The 15,905-nt window shown below is 73.2% G+C and carries 17 protein-coding genes and 1 pseudogene; 6 read left to right on the top strand and 12 right to left on the bottom strand.

Translation table 11 applies throughout. The annotated features are described in order from the left end of the window. Positions 1-171 precede the first annotated feature (171 nt). Positions 172-579 carry a PPOX class F420-dependent oxidoreductase gene (locus ACSNOH_RS25725; RefSeq protein ID WP_436723797.1) on the top strand — a complete coding sequence of 136 codons (408 nt, stop codon included), beginning with the start codon at positions 172-174 and terminating at the stop codon, positions 577-579. Between the two features lie 58 nt (positions 580-637). On the opposite strand, the gene ispF is transcribed toward ACSNOH_RS25725, so the two are convergent. From ispF to ACSNOH_RS25710, 3 genes are all read right to left on the bottom strand, one after another. After that, positions 638-1,138 carry a 2-C-methyl-D-erythritol 2,4-cyclodiphosphate synthase gene (gene ispF, locus ACSNOH_RS25720; protein WP_120757063.1) on the bottom strand — a complete coding sequence of 167 codons (501 nt, stop codon included), beginning with the start codon at positions 1,136-1,138 and terminating at the stop codon, positions 638-640. Beyond that, positions 1,128-1,901 carry a 2-C-methyl-D-erythritol 4-phosphate cytidylyltransferase gene (gene ispD / locus ACSNOH_RS25715; protein ID WP_436723796.1) on the bottom strand — a complete coding sequence of 258 codons (774 nt, stop codon included), beginning with the start codon at positions 1,899-1,901 and terminating at the stop codon, positions 1,128-1,130. The genes ispF and ispD overlap by 11 nt, the downstream gene beginning before the upstream one ends. Before the next feature lie 393 nt (positions 1,902-2,294). Further along, on the bottom strand, positions 2,295-2,777 hold the full coding sequence (locus ACSNOH_RS25710) for a CarD family transcriptional regulator (RefSeq protein WP_003953493.1): 483 nt from the start codon (positions 2,775-2,777) through the stop codon (positions 2,295-2,297). 572 nt (positions 2,778-3,349) lie between these two features. On the opposite strand from ACSNOH_RS25710, the gene ACSNOH_RS25705 reads away from it, so the two are divergent. Continuing rightward, a complete protein-coding gene (locus tag ACSNOH_RS25705; RefSeq protein WP_436723795.1) occupies positions 3,350-4,039 on the top strand; it encodes a DUF461 domain-containing protein in 690 nt (229 codons plus the stop codon). A gap of 198 nt (positions 4,040-4,237) precedes the next feature. Here the strand turns inward: ACSNOH_RS25705 and ACSNOH_RS25700 are convergent, their stop codons facing one another. Then, positions 4,238-4,918, bottom strand: a complete 681-nt coding sequence (locus ACSNOH_RS25700; protein ID WP_031183999.1) for a response regulator transcription factor — start codon at positions 4,916-4,918, stop codon at positions 4,238-4,240. Further along, complete coding sequence (locus ACSNOH_RS25695) at positions 4,915-6,135, bottom strand: sensor histidine kinase (RefSeq protein WP_436723794.1); 1,221 nt, start codon at positions 6,133-6,135, stop codon at positions 4,915-4,917. The genes ACSNOH_RS25700 and ACSNOH_RS25695 overlap by 4 nt, the downstream gene beginning before the upstream one ends. 201 nt (positions 6,136-6,336) lie before the next feature. Between ACSNOH_RS25695 and phoU the strand changes: the two genes are divergently transcribed. After that, complete coding sequence (gene phoU / locus ACSNOH_RS25690; RefSeq protein ID WP_436723793.1) at positions 6,337-7,026, top strand: phosphate signaling complex protein PhoU; 690 nt, start codon at positions 6,337-6,339, stop codon at positions 7,024-7,026. A 377-nt stretch (positions 7,027-7,403) separates the two neighbouring features. Here phoU and ACSNOH_RS25685 read toward each other — a convergent pair whose 3' ends face one another. The 3 genes from ACSNOH_RS25685 to ACSNOH_RS25675 all read right to left on the bottom strand — a co-directional run bounded on the left by ACSNOH_RS25685 (position 7,404) and on the right by ACSNOH_RS25675 (position 9,820). Then, positions 7,404-8,216, bottom strand: coding sequence for a class F sortase (locus ACSNOH_RS25685; protein WP_436723792.1), 813 nt, complete (start codon positions 8,214-8,216; stop codon positions 7,404-7,406). 64 nt (positions 8,217-8,280) lie between these two features. Continuing rightward, positions 8,281-8,877: a hypothetical protein gene (locus ACSNOH_RS25680; RefSeq protein WP_436723791.1), complete on the bottom strand. Its 597-nt coding sequence runs from the start codon at positions 8,875-8,877 to the stop codon at positions 8,281-8,283. Between the two features lie 181 nt (positions 8,878-9,058). Continuing rightward, positions 9,059-9,820 carry a phosphoglyceromutase gene (locus tag ACSNOH_RS25675; protein WP_436723790.1) on the bottom strand — a complete coding sequence of 254 codons (762 nt, stop codon included), beginning with the start codon at positions 9,818-9,820 and terminating at the stop codon, positions 9,059-9,061. Positions 9,821-9,973: 153 nt separating this feature from the next. Here ACSNOH_RS25675 and ACSNOH_RS25670 point away from each other — a divergent pair, with 153 nt between their 5' ends. Beyond that, positions 9,974-11,341 carry an MDR family MFS transporter gene (locus tag ACSNOH_RS25670; RefSeq protein WP_436723789.1) on the top strand — a complete coding sequence of 456 codons (1,368 nt, stop codon included), beginning with the start codon at positions 9,974-9,976 and terminating at the stop codon, positions 11,339-11,341. Between the two features lie 212 nt (positions 11,342-11,553). Here the strand turns inward: ACSNOH_RS25670 and ACSNOH_RS25665 are convergent, their stop codons facing one another. Together ACSNOH_RS25665 and mshA are read right to left on the bottom strand one after the other, a co-directional pair. Then, positions 11,554-12,066: a YbjN domain-containing protein gene (locus ACSNOH_RS25665; protein WP_436723788.1), complete on the bottom strand. Its 513-nt coding sequence runs from the start codon at positions 12,064-12,066 to the stop codon at positions 11,554-11,556. Next, a complete protein-coding gene (gene mshA, locus ACSNOH_RS25660; RefSeq protein ID WP_436723787.1) occupies positions 12,059-13,420 on the bottom strand; it encodes a D-inositol-3-phosphate glycosyltransferase in 1,362 nt (453 codons plus the stop codon). The genes ACSNOH_RS25665 and mshA overlap by 8 nt, the downstream gene beginning before the upstream one ends. 207 nt (positions 13,421-13,627) lie before the next feature. On the opposite strand from mshA, the gene ACSNOH_RS25655 reads away from it, so the two are divergent. Beyond that, positions 13,628-14,446, top strand: a complete 819-nt coding sequence (locus ACSNOH_RS25655) for a class I SAM-dependent methyltransferase (protein ID WP_436723786.1) — start codon at positions 13,628-13,630, stop codon at positions 14,444-14,446. Between the two features lie 72 nt (positions 14,447-14,518). Beyond that, entirely contained in the window at positions 14,519-14,950 is a 432-nt protein-coding gene (locus ACSNOH_RS25650) for an NUDIX hydrolase (protein WP_436723785.1), read from the top strand. 10 nt (positions 14,951-14,960) lie between these two features. Here ACSNOH_RS25650 and ACSNOH_RS25645 read toward each other — a convergent pair whose 3' ends face one another. Both ACSNOH_RS25645 and ACSNOH_RS25640 read right to left on the bottom strand, forming a co-directional pair. Beyond that, entirely contained in the window at positions 14,961-15,515 is a 555-nt protein-coding gene (locus tag ACSNOH_RS25645; RefSeq protein ID WP_436723784.1) for a hypothetical protein, read from the bottom strand. 149 nt (positions 15,516-15,664) lie between these two features. Beyond that, positions 15,665-15,905: pseudogene (locus tag ACSNOH_RS25640) on the bottom strand (CHAD domain-containing protein); the annotation flags it as partial.

Below are 15,905 nucleotides of genomic sequence, written 5' to 3'. Positions count from 1 at the left end.
CCCCCCCCCCCCCCCCCCCCCCCCCCCCCCTCCGGCTTCTGCGCGCCGGCCGGGCCTGAGCCGTACGGGCGCGTTCCGGCTTGTCCCGGCTTGTACGCGCCCCTTTCCCGCGCCGGCGGCATACGGTGAGCGCGATCGCACACGCGCACGCCCCTCAGGGAAGGATCCGCCGTGACCGCCGCCCTCTCCGACGACCTGAAGAAGCTCCTCGACGACGCCCCCGTCTTCGCGACCGTCGCCACGGTCCAGCCGGACGGCAGCCCCCAGCTCACGGTCACCTGGCTCACGCACGACGGCGACGACCTGCTGATCTCCACGACCGTCGGACGGCGCAAGGAGAAGAACCTGCGCCGGGACCCGCGCATCACGGTGATGATCAACCCGCCGAACGCCCCGTACACCTACGCCGAGGTCCGCGGGACGGCCACGCTCACCACGGAGGGCGGCCAAGAGCTGATCAACGCGCTCTCGCGGAAGTACACGGGGAAGGACTACGCGGACTTCAACCCGGCGGCGAAGGACGACGCGGAGCGGGTGGTCGTACGGGTGACGCCGCGGAAGGTCGTCGGGTCGATCTAGACCGGGCGATCTGGCGAACCGGGCCCGGCGATCCGGCCCGGCGCCCGGAAGGGCCGGCCTAGTAGCCCGCCGCGCGGGCGACGAGCGCCGTCGCCACCGCCGTGAGGCCCTCCTCGCGGCCCGGGAAGCCCAGGCCGTCCGTCGTGGCGCCGGAGACCGTGACCGGCGCTCCGACGGCCTCGGAGAGGACCTTCTGGGACTCCTCGCGGCGCTTGCCGATCCGCGGGCGGACGCCCACGACCTGGACGGCGACGTTGCCGATGACGAAGCCGGCCTCGCGCACGATGCGGGCGGCCTCGGTGAGCAGCGTGACCCCGGAGGCGCCGGCCCACTCGGGGCGGCCGGTGCCGAAGTGGGCGCCGAGGTCGCCGAGGCCGGCGGCGGAGAAGAGGGCGTTGCACGCGGCGTGGGCGACGACGTCGGCGTCGGAGTGGCCGGCGAGGCCGGTCTCCCCGGGCCACAGCAGGCCGCCGCACCACAGCTCGCGGCCCTCCTCGAAGGCGTGCGTGTCGGTGCCGATGCCCACCTGGGGCAGGGCGGGGAGCGGGCTAGAAGCCATCGTTGGCCCTCCTGCGGGCGAGTACGGCCTCGGCGAGGACGAGGTCGAGCGGCCGGGTGACCTTGAAGGCCTCCTCGTGGCCGGGGACGAGGACGACGGGGGCGCCGAGGCGCTCGACCATGCCGGCGTCGTCCGTGGCGCCCTCGCCTTCGAGGTCGGCGAACTTCTCGTGGGCGGCGTCCAGCGTGCGCCGGTCGAAGCCCTGGGGGGTCTGCACGGCGCGCAGCAGCGCCCGCTCGGGGGTGCCGGTGACGAGCTCGGGCTCGCCCTCGGCGGCGCCGCCGCGCGGCGCGACCTGCTTGACGGTGTCGGCGAGCGGCAGCGCCGGGACGACGGCGGGCGCGCCCTCGCGGACCGCGGCGATCACGGCGTCGACGGTGTCGACGGGCACCAGGGGGCGCGCGGCGTCGTGCACGAGGACGGTGGAGACGTCGGCCGGGAGGGCCGCGAGGCCGAGGCGGACGGACTCCTGGCGGGTGCCGCCGCCGGGGACGACGAGGACCTCGGCGCGGTCGTGGCCGGTGAGGGGGTGGTCGTCGAGGAGGGCGCGGACCTCGGCGGCGCCGTCCGGCGGGGCGACCACGACGACGAGGGAGACGGCGCGCGAGGCGGCCATCGCCCGGACGGCGTGGACGAGCATGGGCGTGCCGCCCAGGGCGCGCAGGGCTTTGGGCGCGCCGGGGCCGAGCCGGACACCGCGGCCGGCCGCGGGGATCACGGCGGCGGTGCGCGACGGAGTGACGGCAGGGGCTCGATCAGACATTGCGTTCGCGTTCAGGTTTGCTTCCTCGGCCGAATTGGGTATGGCCTGGGGAGTGCCGGGCAACAAGCCCCGACCAGCCCCTTCCGTGACAGCTGGGCGGGCCGGCTGCCCGGGCCCGGCACTCCAGCACGGCGAGTGCGCCCCGGTGCGTGCCCGCATCCGCATCCGAAGATGCCGCAGCGCCCGGCGGATGACTTGCGTCACCGCGCGGGCACCGCGGCACTTCTTTACGTGCGGTCGATCCCATGGGCGTCGATCCCGTACGTACGGTCTTCTCGTCGCGTACGGTCTTCACGTCCGGCACCTGTGCGTCGGGACGCGAGGGCACACCGAGCAGGCGAGGACGGTGCGGACGTCGCGGACCTCGCACGCCGGCCGTCGCCGTTAAGGGACTCAGGACGCGAGGACCTCGTCGAGCAGGGCCTCGGCCTTGTCCTCGTTGGTGTTCTCCGCGAGGGCGAGCTCGCTCACCAGGATCTGGCGCGCCTTGGCCAGCATGCGCTTCTCACCGGCGGACAGACCGCGCTCGCGCTCACGGCGCCACAGGTCGCGCACGACCTCGGCGACCTTGATCACGTCGCCCGAGGCGAGCTTCTCGAGATTTGCCTTGTAGCGGCGGGACCAGTTCGTCGGCTCTTCCGCATACGGTGCGCGGAGCACCTCGAAGACCCGGTCCAGCCCATCCTGGCCGACCACATCGCGCACACCGACGAACTCCGCATTGTCCGCCGGCACCCGAACCGTCAGGTCACCCTGGGCGACCTTCAGCACCAAGTAGGTCTTGTCCACGCCTTTGATCTGGCGAGTTTCGATGGCCTCGATCAGCGCGGCCCCGTGATGGGGATAGACCACGGTGTCGCCAACCTTGAACGTCATGTGACAGGTACCCCTTCCGTGGCTATCCAGTCTAACACGGGAACTCCCCGTTCTGAATGGCGTTTTCGCAGGTCAGGGCATATCTCAGGGCTTGACAACAGCAACCGGGACGTGCTGCGGAGGGGTTCCGGAAGCGGGTATTCGCAGGTCGGAGCGGTTCTTCGGGCAAGGCGAAACGGGCACGTTACACGCGCGGAGAGCCGCTCGCGAGCGGTCGAACGTCCCGTTTTGCCGGGGTCCGCTCGGCCGACTTCCGCTACTCCGTTCGGGGCGCCGGCCGCCTTCACCGACCGGAATCCGGAATTGATCACCGCGAACTTGATCAATTCAGGAAGGCCTTCCGCGCGCCCGCGCATTCCGTACTGATAATGCGCACCGGCGCCCGCCGGACATCCGCGCGGGGCGCACACCGTCGATATTCGGCCGTGAGCCGGACAGGGGCCGCGGTTCCCTCAAGTTGACCATGGGGGCGGGTCGGGTGCGGCCGCCTCCGAGGGGGTCGGTAACCTAAGCGCGCTGACACACCTCTTACACCTCTCACCTCTCACCTCGTCCAAGGAGATGCCGCCGCCGTGAGCAGCAGCCTTCGACGCGGCGCTCTCGCCGCCACCGCCCTCGTGCTCTCGATCGCCTCGCTCTCCGCCTGCGCGGCGGGCAACAGCGCGCAGACGCTGGAGGTGAAGCCGGACAACGCCGCCACCTCGGTCGGCGACATCAAGCTGCAGAACGTCAACGTGATCACGCAGCCCGACCTCAAGGCCAAGGGCCCCGCCGTGATCACCGGCCAGGTCTTCAACAACGGCGACAAGGACCAGACCCTCCGGGCGATCACCCTGCCCGGCAAGAACGGCGCCAAGGTGAAGCTCACCGCGGCCAAGGGCTCCGGCGACATCGTCGTCCCGGCGGGCGGCTCGGTGCTGCTGGGCGGCAAGGGCAACGCCTCGGCGGTCCTGCCGGACGGCCGCGAGGCCATCAAGGACGGCGAGCAGCAGGGCCTGGCGTTCGACTTCAGCAGGACGGGCGAGGTGCGGATCGGGGCGTTCGTCGTCCCGGCGACGAGCTACTTCAAGGACTGGGGCCCGGCGGAGGCCGCGCCCACCCCGGCGGGGTCGCCGTCCGGCGCGGCCAAGCCGGGCGGTGAGCCGTCCGCCCCGGCGGGCGCGGGGACGCCGTCCGGCGCGGCGGGCAAGCCGAGCGGCGCCGCGAGCCCGGCGGCGGGCGCGCCGTCGCAGGCCGCGCAGCAGCAGCACGCCGGTCACTGAGCAGGCCATGACGAAGGGCCCGGAAGCGTCACGCTTCCGGGCCCTTCGCTCATGCGGGTGAAGCCGGGCACGGCACCGCCGGACCGCGCCGTCGTGGTTGCGCGCCGCTGCGGCAGCACGCTTTCTCCCGCCGCCGCGGCGAGACGCCACGACGGCGAGGGTCCGGCGGAACGGCCGGTCACCGGACCCGTACGCCGTCTACGGCTCGAATTTGTAGCCCAGGCCCCGGACCGTCACCAGGTACCGCGGCGCGCCCGGGTCCGGCTCGATCTTGGCGCGGAGCCGCTTGACGTGGACGTCGAGGGTCTTGGTGTCGCCGACGTAGTCCGCGCCCCAGACGCGGTCGATCAGCTGCATGCGCGTGAGCACGCGGCCCGCGTTGCGCAGCAGCATCTCCAGGAGGTCGAACTCCTTCAGCGGGAGGTCGACCTTGGCGCCGGAGACCGTGACGACGTGCCGGTCGACGTCCATCCGGACCGGGCCGGCCTCCAGGGCGGCCGGTGTGACCTCCTCCGGCTCGCCGCGGCGGCGCAGCACGGCTCTGATGCGGGCCACGAGCTCGCGCGAGGAGAAGGGCTTGGTGACGTAGTCGTCGGCCCCTATCTCCAGGCCGACGACCTTGTCGATCTCGCTGTCCTTGGCGGTCACCATGATCACGGGGACGTTGGAGCGGCCGCGCAGCTGCCGGCAGACCTCCGTACCGGGCAGGCCGGGCAGCATCAGGTCGAGCAGGACCAGGTCGGCGCCGTTGCGCTCGAACTCGTCCAGCCCGTCGGGCCCCGTGGCCGCGACGGCGACCTCGAACCCCTCCTTGCGCAGCATGTAGGACAACGCGTCGCTGAAGGACTCTTCGTCCTCTACGACGAGCACTCGGGTCACGGAAGGACCTCCGGGGCGGGAAGGTGTTCGACAACGGGATGGTGGGGACTGCGGTCGCGGTCACGGACCGCGCCCGCCTCGGGAAGCCGGAGGGTGAACGTGGAGCCCTGGCCCTCGGCGCTCCAGACCGTGACCTCCCCGCCGTGCGAGGCGGCCACGTGCTTGACGATGGCGAGGCCGAGGCCGGTCCCGCCGGTGGCGCGGGAGCGGGCCGGGTCGACACGGTAGAACCGCTCGAAGATCCGCTCGCGGTCCTTCTCGGAGATGCCGATGCCCTGGTCGGTGACGGCGATCTCGATCAGGGCGCCGCCGGGTGCCGCGACGTGGCGGGCGGCGATGCCGACGCGGGTACGGGCGGGGCTGTAGTTGACGGCGTTCTCGACGAGGTTGCCGAGGGCGGCGGCGAGCTGGCCGCGGTTGCCCCAGACGTGCAGGTCGGCGGTGCCTCCGGAGGCCATGGTGATCTGCTTGGTGGAGGCCTGGTGGCGGCAGCGGTCGATGGCCTCGGCGACGAGCTCGGCGACGCTGACGGGCTCGGAGTCCTCCAGCGGGTCGTCGTTCTGCACCCGGGAGAGGTCGATGAGCTCCTGGACGAGGTTGGTGAGCCGGGTGGCCTCCGTCTGCATCCGGCCGGCGAAGCGGTGGACCGCTTCGGGGTCCTCGGCGGCGTCCATGACGGCCTCGGAGAGGAGGGACAGGGCGCCGACGGGGGTCTTGAGCTCGTGGCTGACGTTGGCGACGAAGTCGCGGCGGACGGCCTCGATGCGGCGGGCCTCGGTGAGGTCCTCCACCAGCAGCAGGACGAGGCGCGAACCGAGCGGGGCGACGCGGGCGGAGACCGCCAGCGCCTCCCCGCGGCCGGTGCCGCGCCGGGGCAGGTCGAGCTCGACCTGGCGTATCTCGCCGTCCCGCCGGGTGTCGCGGGCCATCTGCAGCATGGGCTCGACGGCGAGCTTGCCGCCGCGGACGAGCCCGAGGGCGTACGCGGCGGAGCTGGCCTTGACCACGGCGTCGGCCTCGTCCAGGACCACGGCCGAGGAGCGCAGCACCGACAGCACGGTGTCGACGCCGGGCGGGAGCACGGCGTCGGTGTGCAGGGAGCTGCGGGTCGGGCGGGCCTGGTCGCGCTCGCTCCAGCGGAACGCGAGCATCGCGATCACGCCGGTGCACAGCCCGGCGAGCGCTGCAGCTGCGGCGACCGCCGCGTCCACGTTCATGAGTCCAGGTTATGCGGGCGGTGCGGACCGTCCACAGCCAAATGGGGGCCACCTCGAACACACGTTGCCGAGAGTTCACCTGGGCGTCGGTGCCGGTTCACTCCTGGGCGCCGCGGGCGTCGCGTTCCGGCCGGAACGTGGGAGCGTGGGCGGTCACACGGCTCGGCCCACTGTTTCACTCGGCAGAGAGAAGGTCAGGCAATGCGGGACGCGTACCACGAGGAGCTGGATTCGATCGGCGAGGGCCTGGTGGAGATGGCCCGGCTCGTCGGGTCGGCGATCGGGCGCGCCACGACGGCGATCCTGGACGCGGACCTCAAGCTCGCGGAGTCGGTGATCGCCGCGGACGCGAAGGTGGACGACCTCCAGCGGGACCTGGAGGAGCGGGCCGTCGCGCTCCTCGCGCGGCAGCAGCCGGTCGCCACCGACCTGCGGATCGTCGTCACCTCGCTGCGCATGAGCGCCGACCTGGAGCGCTCGGGCGACCTCGCCCAGCACGTCGCCAAGCTGGCGCGGCTGCGCTTCCCGGACACGGCGGTCCCGCGGGACCTGCACGCCACCATCCTGGAGATGGGGCAGCTGGCGCAGCGGCTGATGGCCAAGGCCGGCGAGGTGATCATCACCAAGGACGTCGACCTGGCGCTGCAGCTGGAGCAGGACGACGACGCGATGGACCTGCTGCACCGCACGCTCTTCCAGCACCTGATGGACGACCGCTGGCGGCACGGCATCGAGACGGCGGTCGACGTGACGCTGCTGGGCCGCTACTACGAGCGGTTCGCCGACCATGCGGTGTCGGTGGCGAAGCGGGTGGTCTACCTGGTCACGGGCGAGCACGCGGACGAGCTGGCGCAGGCGGAGGGCCGGACGGGCGGGGACGGCGACGCCTGAGCCGGGGCGCGCGGGACCGGGCGCGCGGCCCGTGGGCCGGGCGCGCAGTCCACAGGCCGGGCGCGCGGTCCCTCCGGAGTGCTTCCACGCGCCCTATGTGCGCCCGTACATACGTACGCGAGGGGCATTGACGGACGGAACGGGCGGCCATTGACTGGGGGCAGGCAACCACCCTTCGAGGAGGTACCCGCACATGACCCAGACCCCTCCCGCGCAGACGCAGAACTGCACGTGCGGTCCCGGCTGCAGCTGCGGCTGCCAGTCCGGCGGATCGTGCCAGTGCGGCGGCGGCTGCAGCTAGGCTCCTCGCTTCGTACGTCACTCACGGGAAGGACCCCCGGCCGGTGCTCCGGCCGGGGGTCCTCTCGCTGTACGCCTCACTCCTCTTCGGGGTCGGCTTCGTTCTCGCCCGGGTCGTTGCCGCCGGGGCCGGCGGGGCCTGCGGGGGCCGGTTCCTGCGTCGGGGCCTGCGGCTGCTGCGGCGGGGGCTGCTGCTGCGGAGGCGGCGGCTGCTGAGGCTGAGGTGGCTGAGGCTGAGGCGTCTGCTGCTGCGGGGGCTGTTGCTTCGGCTGCGGGACCGTCGCCACGCCCGTCAGGTAGGAGCTGACGACGACGTTGGCGCTGTAGAGGTGCTTCTTGCGGTCGTAGTCGCCGCCGCAGGTGATCAGGCGGAGCTCGGCCCGGTCGGTGTCGAGCGGCCCGTAGACCTTGTCGGCGTCGAAGGGCTCGTTGGGGACGACCGTGATGTCCTCGACGGTGAACTCGGCGACGATCCCGTCCGTACGGGTGACGTGGATCTTCGCGCCGCGCTTGAGGACGCTCAGCCCGGCGAAGACGGCCGGAGCCTTCTCGGTGTCGACGTGGCCGACGATGACGGCGGGGCCCTCGCTGCCCGGCGAGGGGCCGTCCTTGTACCAGGCGACGCGGTCGGCCCGCTCGTACGGCGGCAGCTCCACGCCGCCGAGCTTGTCGAGGCCGTGGCTCTCGATGGGGGCCTTGAGCCCCAGGACCTTGATCTCCAGGGTCTGGGGGCCGGCCCCCGGCAACGGATCGTGTGCCGGGGGCAGGCCGTGCGCGTGGGGGTGGCTCTTGGCCGCGGTGCCGCCGCGGACGGGGGCCGGGGTCTCCGGTTCGTCGGCGTGGTCGTCGCCGACCAGGCACAGGGCCAGCAGCAGGGCTGCGCAGGCCACCCACCTCAGCAGGCGGTTACGGCCACCTGCACGCGCTTCTGACATGACGCCCGTTCGCTCCCCGTCACCGCTTGACGGCGCCGGCGGCGCGGCGGCGGTACCAGACCATGCCGCCGATCAGGCCGGCGGTCGCGGTACCGGCGAGGACGAGCACCGGGGCGTCGGGAGCGGCCGACTCCGAGGAGGCCGCGAGCGCCGTGGCGCCACCACCCGCGTGGGAGGAGTGGTGCGGACGGCCGTGGTCGTGGTCACCGTGGTCGTGGTCGCCCTTGTCGTGGTCGCCGCGCCCGTGGTCGTGGCCGCCGTGGTGGTCACCCTTGTCGTGGTCACCGTGGTGGTCACCGCGCCCGTGGTCGTGGTCACCCCAGCCGTCGTCGTGGTCGCCCCAGCCGTCGTGGTCGTGACGGCCGTGGTCGTGGTCGCCACGCCCGTGGTCGTGGTCGCCCCAGTCGTCGTGGTCGTGACGGCCGCAGTCGTGATGGCCGCCGTGGTCGTGGCGACCGTGGTCGTCGTCGCCGCAGTGGCCCGTGGCCGGGACGGCGGCCGCCTCGCCCGCCGTCGGGGCGAGGCTGCTCCCGAGGGCGTAGGCCGGGACGACGGGAGCCGCGACGACGGCGACGACGGTGGCTGCACCGCATATGGCGGAGCGGATTGAATGCATGGTGTTACCTCCTTGCTTCCGAGGCTCACCCCAAGCCCCGCCCGCCGCATCCGCACCGTATCCGTCTTGCTCCATTCGGTGACCGCATGACCCGTTCGCCGCAACAAGAGGCCCCCCACCAGCGCTTTCCCACGCCGGCGGGGGGCCTGCCACCCTTCGGTCCCCCGTCAGGGGACCGGGGTCACTTCTTCTTGCCCTGGTTCTTCACGGCCTCGATGGCGGCCTTGGCGGCCTCCGGGTCGAGGTAGGTGCCGCCCGGGACGAGGGGGCGGAAGTCGGCGTCCAGCTCGTAGGAGAGCGGGATGCCGGTCGGGATGTTCAGGCCCGCGATGTCGGCGTCGGAGATGCCGTCCAGGTGCTTGACCAGGGCGCGCAGCGAGTTGCCGTGCGCGGCGACGAGGACGGTGCGGCCGGCGAGGAGGTCCGGGACGATGCCGTCGTACCAGTACGGCAGCATGCGGACGACGACGTCCTTGAGGCACTCGGTGCGCGGGCGCAGCTCCGGCGGGATGGAGGCGTAGCGCGGGTCCTCGCTCTGGGAGAACTCGGAGCCGTCCTCGAGGGCGGGCGGCGGGGTGTCGTAGGAGCGGCGCCAGAGCATGAACTGCTCCTCGCCGAACTCGGCCAGGGTCTGGGCCTTGTCCTTGCCCTGGAGGGCGCCGTAGTGGCGCTCGTTCAGCCGCCAGGAGCGGTGAACCGGAATCCAGTGGCGGTCGGCGGCCTCCAGCGCGAGCTGCGCCGTGCGGATGGCGCGCTTCTGCAGGGAGGTGTGGACCACGTCGGGGAGCAGACCGGCGTCCTTGAGCAGCTCGCCGCCCCGGACCGCCTCCTTCTCGCCCTTCTCGTTCAGGTTGACGTCCACCCAGCCGGTGAACAGGTTCTTGGCGTTCCACTCGCTCTCGCCGTGGCGGAGGAGGATCAGCTTGTACGGTGCGTCGGCCATGCCCATGAGCGTAATCGACGGCGTGGGTGGTGCCGCCCGCGCTGCCGGGGCGGCCGCCGATTGACGGCGGACGGCAATCCGATGGCAGCCGCGGCCCCGCTGTGTGTAACTTGCGCCTAGCGCGTTCGATACTTACATATGGGGGGATCCGGAATGTCCGTCGCGAGCGTCAGACGAGCCGCGAAGGAGAGTGTCTCGGGTTTGCCCCGGGCCTTCTGGTGGCTGTGGGCCTCCACGCTCGTCAACCGGCTGGGAGCCTTCGTCTCCATCTTCCTGGCCATGTTCCTCACGGCCGACCAGGGGCACTCCGCCTCCTTCGCCGGGTTCGTGGGCGCCCTGCTCGGCCTCGGCAGCGTCGTGTCGTCGATCGGCGCCGGCGTGATGACCGACCGGCTCGGCCGCCGGCCCACCCTGCTGATCGCCCAGGCCTCGACCGCCGTGTCGGTGGCGGTGCTGGGCTTCATGACCGATCCGGTGGCCATCTCGGTCGTCGCGTTCGTCGTCGGCATGGCCAGCAACGCCTCGCGCCCCGCGGTACAGGCCATGATGGCGGACATCGTGGCGCCCGAGGACCGGGTGCGGGCCTTCGCCCTGAACTACTGGGCGATCAACCTCGGCTTCGCGATCTCCTCGGTCGCCGCGGGCTTCGTCGCCGAGTACAGCTACCTGATCGGCTTCATCGGCGAGGCCGCGATGACGATGCTCTGCGCGGTGCTGGTCTTCCTGAAGCTGCCCGAGTCGCGGCCGGACGCCGCCGCGGGCGCCTCGGCCGGCGGCGCGAAGGGCGGCGAGCCGGACGTCAGCATGGGCACCGTGCTGCGCGACGGGCGCTTCATGGCCGTGGTCGGCCTGTCCTTCCTCCTCGCCGTGGTCTTCCTGCAGTCCCAGGTCGCCCTGCCGGTCGCGATGGCGGACGGCGGGTTCTCCACGAAGGACTTCGGCATGGCGATCGCCGTCAACGGCGTCCTGATCGTCGCCGTCCAGATCCCCGTCACCCGCTTCATCGAGCACCGGGACCAGCGGCTGCTGATGGTCCTGGCGGCCCTCCTCGGCGGCTACGGCTTCGGGCTCACCGCCTTCGCCGGCTCGCTCGCGGTCTACATGCTGACCGTGTGCGTGTGGACGCTCGCGGAGATCATCAACTCGCCCATCCAGATGAGCCTGGTCGCCCGCCTCTCGCCGGTGCACGGGCGCGGCCGCTACCAGGGCATGTACACCCTGTCGTGGGCGACGGCGTCGCTGGTCGCGCCCGTGGCGGGCGGCACCGTCATCGACCGGTTCGGCGCGGATGCGCTGTGGGCGGGCTGCGCGGTGGTGGGGACGGTGACCGCGGCCGGGTACTGGCTGCTGATGGGGCGTGTGCCGGCGGCGACCGGCGCGGCCGCCGCGACCACCGCTCCCACGGAGGGGGCGGCTCCGGGAGCGGGTACGGGGGCAGCTCCCGGAGCGGCTTCGGGGGCGGCTCCCGAGGAGCCCGGTGCACGGCCTTCGGCCGCGGATCCGGCGGGGTCGCCGGCGTAGCCCTCACCGGGCGCACGGCGCGGTCCGGCACCGCCGGGCCCCGCCGTCGGGGTCACGCGCCGTTGCGGCGGGAGGAGCTTCCGGCGAGCAGATCGTACGCCGGGCCACCGGACGGACGGGAACGCCCGCCGACGCACGGCACCGCCAGGCCCCGCCGTCGGGGTCACGCGCCGTTGCGGCGGAAAGAGTTCCCCGGAATCCGGACGGTGACGTCAGTCCTTCCCCGCCGCCCCGTCCCCCTCCTGATCCGCCGTCAGCCGTGCGAACGCCTCCAGGTTCCGCGTCGACTCCCCGCGCGACGTCCGCCACGCGTACTCCTTGCGGATGGCGCTCGCGAAGCCCATCTCCAGCAGCGTGTTGAAGCTGCCGTCGGCGTTCTCCAGCACCGTCCCGAGGAGCCGGTCGATCTCGTCCGGGGTCACCGCGGCCAGCGGCAGCCGGCCGACGAGGTAGACGTCACCCAGCTGGTCGAGCGCGTAAGACAGCCCGTACAGGCGGGTGTTGCGCTCCAGCAGCCAGCGGTGCACCGCCTCGTGGTTCTCGTCGGGGCGGCGCACGACGAAGGCGTTGACGGACAGCGAGTGCTTGCCGACGATCAGGGAGACGGTCGTTGCGAGCTTGCGGGTGCCGGGCAGCTTCACCACGTACGTGCCGTCGGCCGGGTTCTCCCATTCGAGCCCGGCCTCGTGGAACGTCTGCTCGATGACGGATTTCGCGTCAGACATGCGACGAGCGTAGGCGACGCCGCCGCTCGCCCATCGCCTCGGTGTACACCTCGGCCGTGGCGGCCGCGGCCGTGCCCCAGCCGAAGCGCCGCGCGTGGCGGGCCGCGGCCTCGCCCATCCGCCCGGCCAGGCCCGGCTCGTCGGCGAAGCGGCCCAGGACGGCGGCGTAGTCGGCGGGGTCGTGGCCGTCGACGAGGAAGCCGCTCTCGCCGTCCCGCACGGCCACCGGCAGGCCGCCGACGGCCGCCGCGAGGACGGGCGTGCCGCAGGCCTGGGCCTCGGCGGCGACCAGGCCGAACGACTCGCTGTGGGACGGCATGACCAGGACGGACGCGGCCCGGTACCAGTCGGCGAGCCGTTCCTGGCCGACCGGCGGGCGGAAGCGGACGACGTCGGCGATGCCCAGCCGGGCGGCGAGCTTCTGCAGCCCCTCGGGCTTGGCGAGGCCGCTGCCGCTGGGGCCGCCGACGACGGGCACGACGATGCGGCCGCGCAGTCCGGGCCGCTGGTCGAGGAGGACGGCGACCGCGCGCAGCAGGATGTCGGGGGCCTTGAGGGGCTGGATGCGGCCGGCGAAGAGCGGGACGAGGGCGTCGGCGGGCAGGCCGAGCCGCTCGCGGGCGGCGGCGCGCCCGTCGGCCGGGGTGAAGCGGTCGAGGTTGACGCCCGGGTGGACGACGGCGACCTTCCCCGGGTCGGCGTCGTAGTGGTGGACGAGCTCGGCGGCCTCGCCGTCGGTGTTGGCGATGAGCCGGTCCGCGGCGCGCACGATCTGGGTCTCGCCGATGACGCGCGTGTCGGGCTCGGGCGTGTCGCCCTCGGCGAGGGCGGCGTTCTTGACCTTGGCCATGGTGTGCATGGCGTGCACGAGGGGGACGCCCCAGCGCTCGGCGGCGAGCCAGCCCACGTGGCCGGAGAGCCAGTAGTGGGAGTGGACGAGGTCGTAGTGGCCGGGGCGGTGCCCGGCCCAGGCCTGCATCACGCCGTGCGTGAAGGCGCACAGCTGCGCGGGCAGCTCCTCCTTGGCCAGCCCCTCGTACGGGCCCGCGTCGATGTGCCGGACGAGGACGCCGGGCGCCAGCTCGACGGCGGGCGGGAGGGCGCCGGTGGTGGCGCGGGTGAAGATCTCCACCTCGATGTTGATCGCGGCGAGCCGCTTGGCCAGCTCCACGATGTAGACGTTCATCCCGCCGGCGTCGCCGGTGCCGGGCTGGTGGAGCGGCGAGGTGTGAACGCTGAGCATCGCGATGCGGCGGGGCCTGCGGGGGGCGCCGAGGCGGCGCAGCGGGGTGCCCGCGAGGGTGCCGAGCGCGCGGCCGCGGCGGGCGCCGAGCCTGGATGCGTACTGGCTCACCGTGCGTGTCCTCCGTCAGCGTGAGGGGTGGGGCGTGCGGTCGTGGTGGCAGCGCGCGGTCGTGCTGGTGGCGTGCGTCACCTTGTCAACGGTGCAACGCCACGGGGCCGGAGCCGCATTTCCGCTTTGCCAAAGAGTGACCCAGCCCTCGTCCTGCCCGCCCTCGCGCGGCGCCGCCCGCGCTGAGCAGCACTTACGCTCGAAGGCATGGCCGTTCGCACCCCGCGCTCCCCTGCTCAGCCCAGCCGCCCCGTCGGTGCGGTGACCCGGGGTACGACCAATCCGAACCGGCTGCGCCGCATGGACCGCTGGATAGCCGACGCCCACGGGCCCGCGCTGCGCCGCAGCGCCGACCCGGTCGCCGTCGACCTCGGCTACGGCGCCGCGCCGTGGACCGCGGTCGAGCTGCTCGGGCGGCTGCGTACGGTGCGCGGGGACGCGTCGGTCGTGGGCGTGGAGATCGAGCCCGCGCGCGTGGCGGGCGCCCAGCCGTACGCCCGGGACGGCCTGTCCTTCCGGCACGGCGGCTTCGAGATACCGCTCGACGGCGGGCGGCGGCCGGCGCTGATACGCGCGGCGAACGTCCTGCGCCAGTACGACGAGGGCGAGGTCGCCGCCGTCTGGGACCGGCTGCGGGCGCGGCTCGCGCCGGACGGGCTGCTCGTGGAAGGCACGTGCGACGAGATAGGGCGGCGGCACGTGTGGGTCGCGCTCGGCCCCGAGGGCCCGCGCACGGTCACCTTCGCGACCCGGCTCGGCTCCCTGGACACCCCCTCCGACCTGGCGGAACGCCTTCCGAAGGCGCTCATCCACCGCAATGTCCCCGGCGAACCGGTGCACGCGTTCCTGCGCGACTTCGACCGCGCCTGGGCCGCGGCCGCGCCCTACGCCGCGCTCAGCGCGCGGCAGCGGTGGATCCGTACGGTGTCCGCGCTGCGGGCGGACTGGCCCGTGGTGGACGGGCTGCGGCGGTGGCGGCAGGGAGAGGTCACGGTGACGTGGGAGTCCCTCGCGCCACGAGGGTGACGGCCGGGCCGGAGTGCCGGTGCCCCGGGCGGGCAGGATGGGAGCCATGCCTGGGCGGGCAGGATGGGAGCCATGGAAGAGGTGCCGAGGGTCCGGGCCGCGGGATGCGTCCTGTGGCGCCGCTCCCCCACCGGTGAGGGCATCGAGCTCGCCTTGGTCTACCGGCCGAAGTGGGCGGACTGGTCGCTCCCGAAAGGCAAGCTCAAGCGCGGCGAGGACGCCCGTACCGGGGCCGTGCGCGAAGTGCTGGAGGAAACCGGCATGGCCTGCACCCTCGGAGCCGCGTTGCCGACCGCCCGGTACGTCGACGCGCGGGGACGCCTGAAGGAAGTCCGCTACTGGGCCGCGCGGGTGGCGGGCGGCGAGTTCGTACCCAACCGGGAAGTCAGCCGCCTGATCTGGCTCACCCCCGGCGACGCGCGGAACAAGCTCACCCACGCCCGGGACAGGAAGCTGATCGCCGCCCTGCCCGCCACGCTTCTCGAAGCGAGCGACGAGAGCTAAGGCCTAAGGCCTAAGGCCGCCGAAGGGCGCGATGCCGCCGGTGATACGAGACCGTGACGGCGGCCAGCAAAGGGCCCCACAGCAGCAGGGGCAGGTAGCACGCCAGCATCAGGGCCCGGTAGCCACCGTAAGGGGCGGGATGGTCGTGCGGGATGAACAGCAGCACGATCAGTTGTGACCACCACAGCAGGGTCACCAGCCCCGCCCCGACGGCCGCGGGGACCACTGCGGCCGCCGGCCGGACGGCCTTGCCTCCGAGGACGGGGACCCAGCGCGGCACGACCTCGCCCCAGGGCCGCACCAGGCCCACGGTCAGCAACGCCAGGGCCTCCGCCAGCACGCTCAGCCCGATCATGTACACCGTGCCCCAGCCGGGCGAGTGGTAGCCCTCCCGCAGCTCCTCCTCGCCGACCCCCAGGGGAACACCGACCGCCAGCGCGATCCGCCACAGGCCGGAGGGCACCGTACTGGCCACCGTCAGACGCGCGGCGACGCGCGCCCACTTGGGCGCTGGAGACACCCCTGTACGACGTCGCGCCGCAGCCGTCCGGTCTTCCGTGATCATGCGTTTCACCCTAGGGACGGCCGGGGCGGAGGAGGAGAGACCGTGGGACCGTCCCGCTCCCCCGCGCGGCCGAAGCAACGTCGTCCCGGAAGACGACGCCGCACGCATGGCCCTGTGTCTCTCCCCGCCTTACGGCCTCTTACGGCGTCTTACGGCGTCGCCGTCGTCAGCCGCTGCCAGGTCCGGCCGAAGGCATAGCGGGCCGCCTCGACCTCGTGGCGCTGGTCGGCGTGGAGGACGCCGAGGGCGTAGGCGGTGGCCGGGGCGATGCGGGGGGTGCGGGCGGCCGCGGCGGCGGCCGCGGCCGCGTCGGCGGCGTCGCGGTGCCGGTCGAGGGCCTGGCCGGCGCCGAGCAGGCGTACGGAGAAGGCCGGCTGGGTGGGCGGGGAG

It is taken from the genome of Streptomyces sp. URMC 127, assembly GCF_051386535.1.
GTDB lineage: Bacteria > Actinomycetota > Actinomycetes > Streptomycetales > Streptomycetaceae > Streptomyces.
This window is presented reverse-complemented; position numbering and strand designations above follow the sequence as displayed.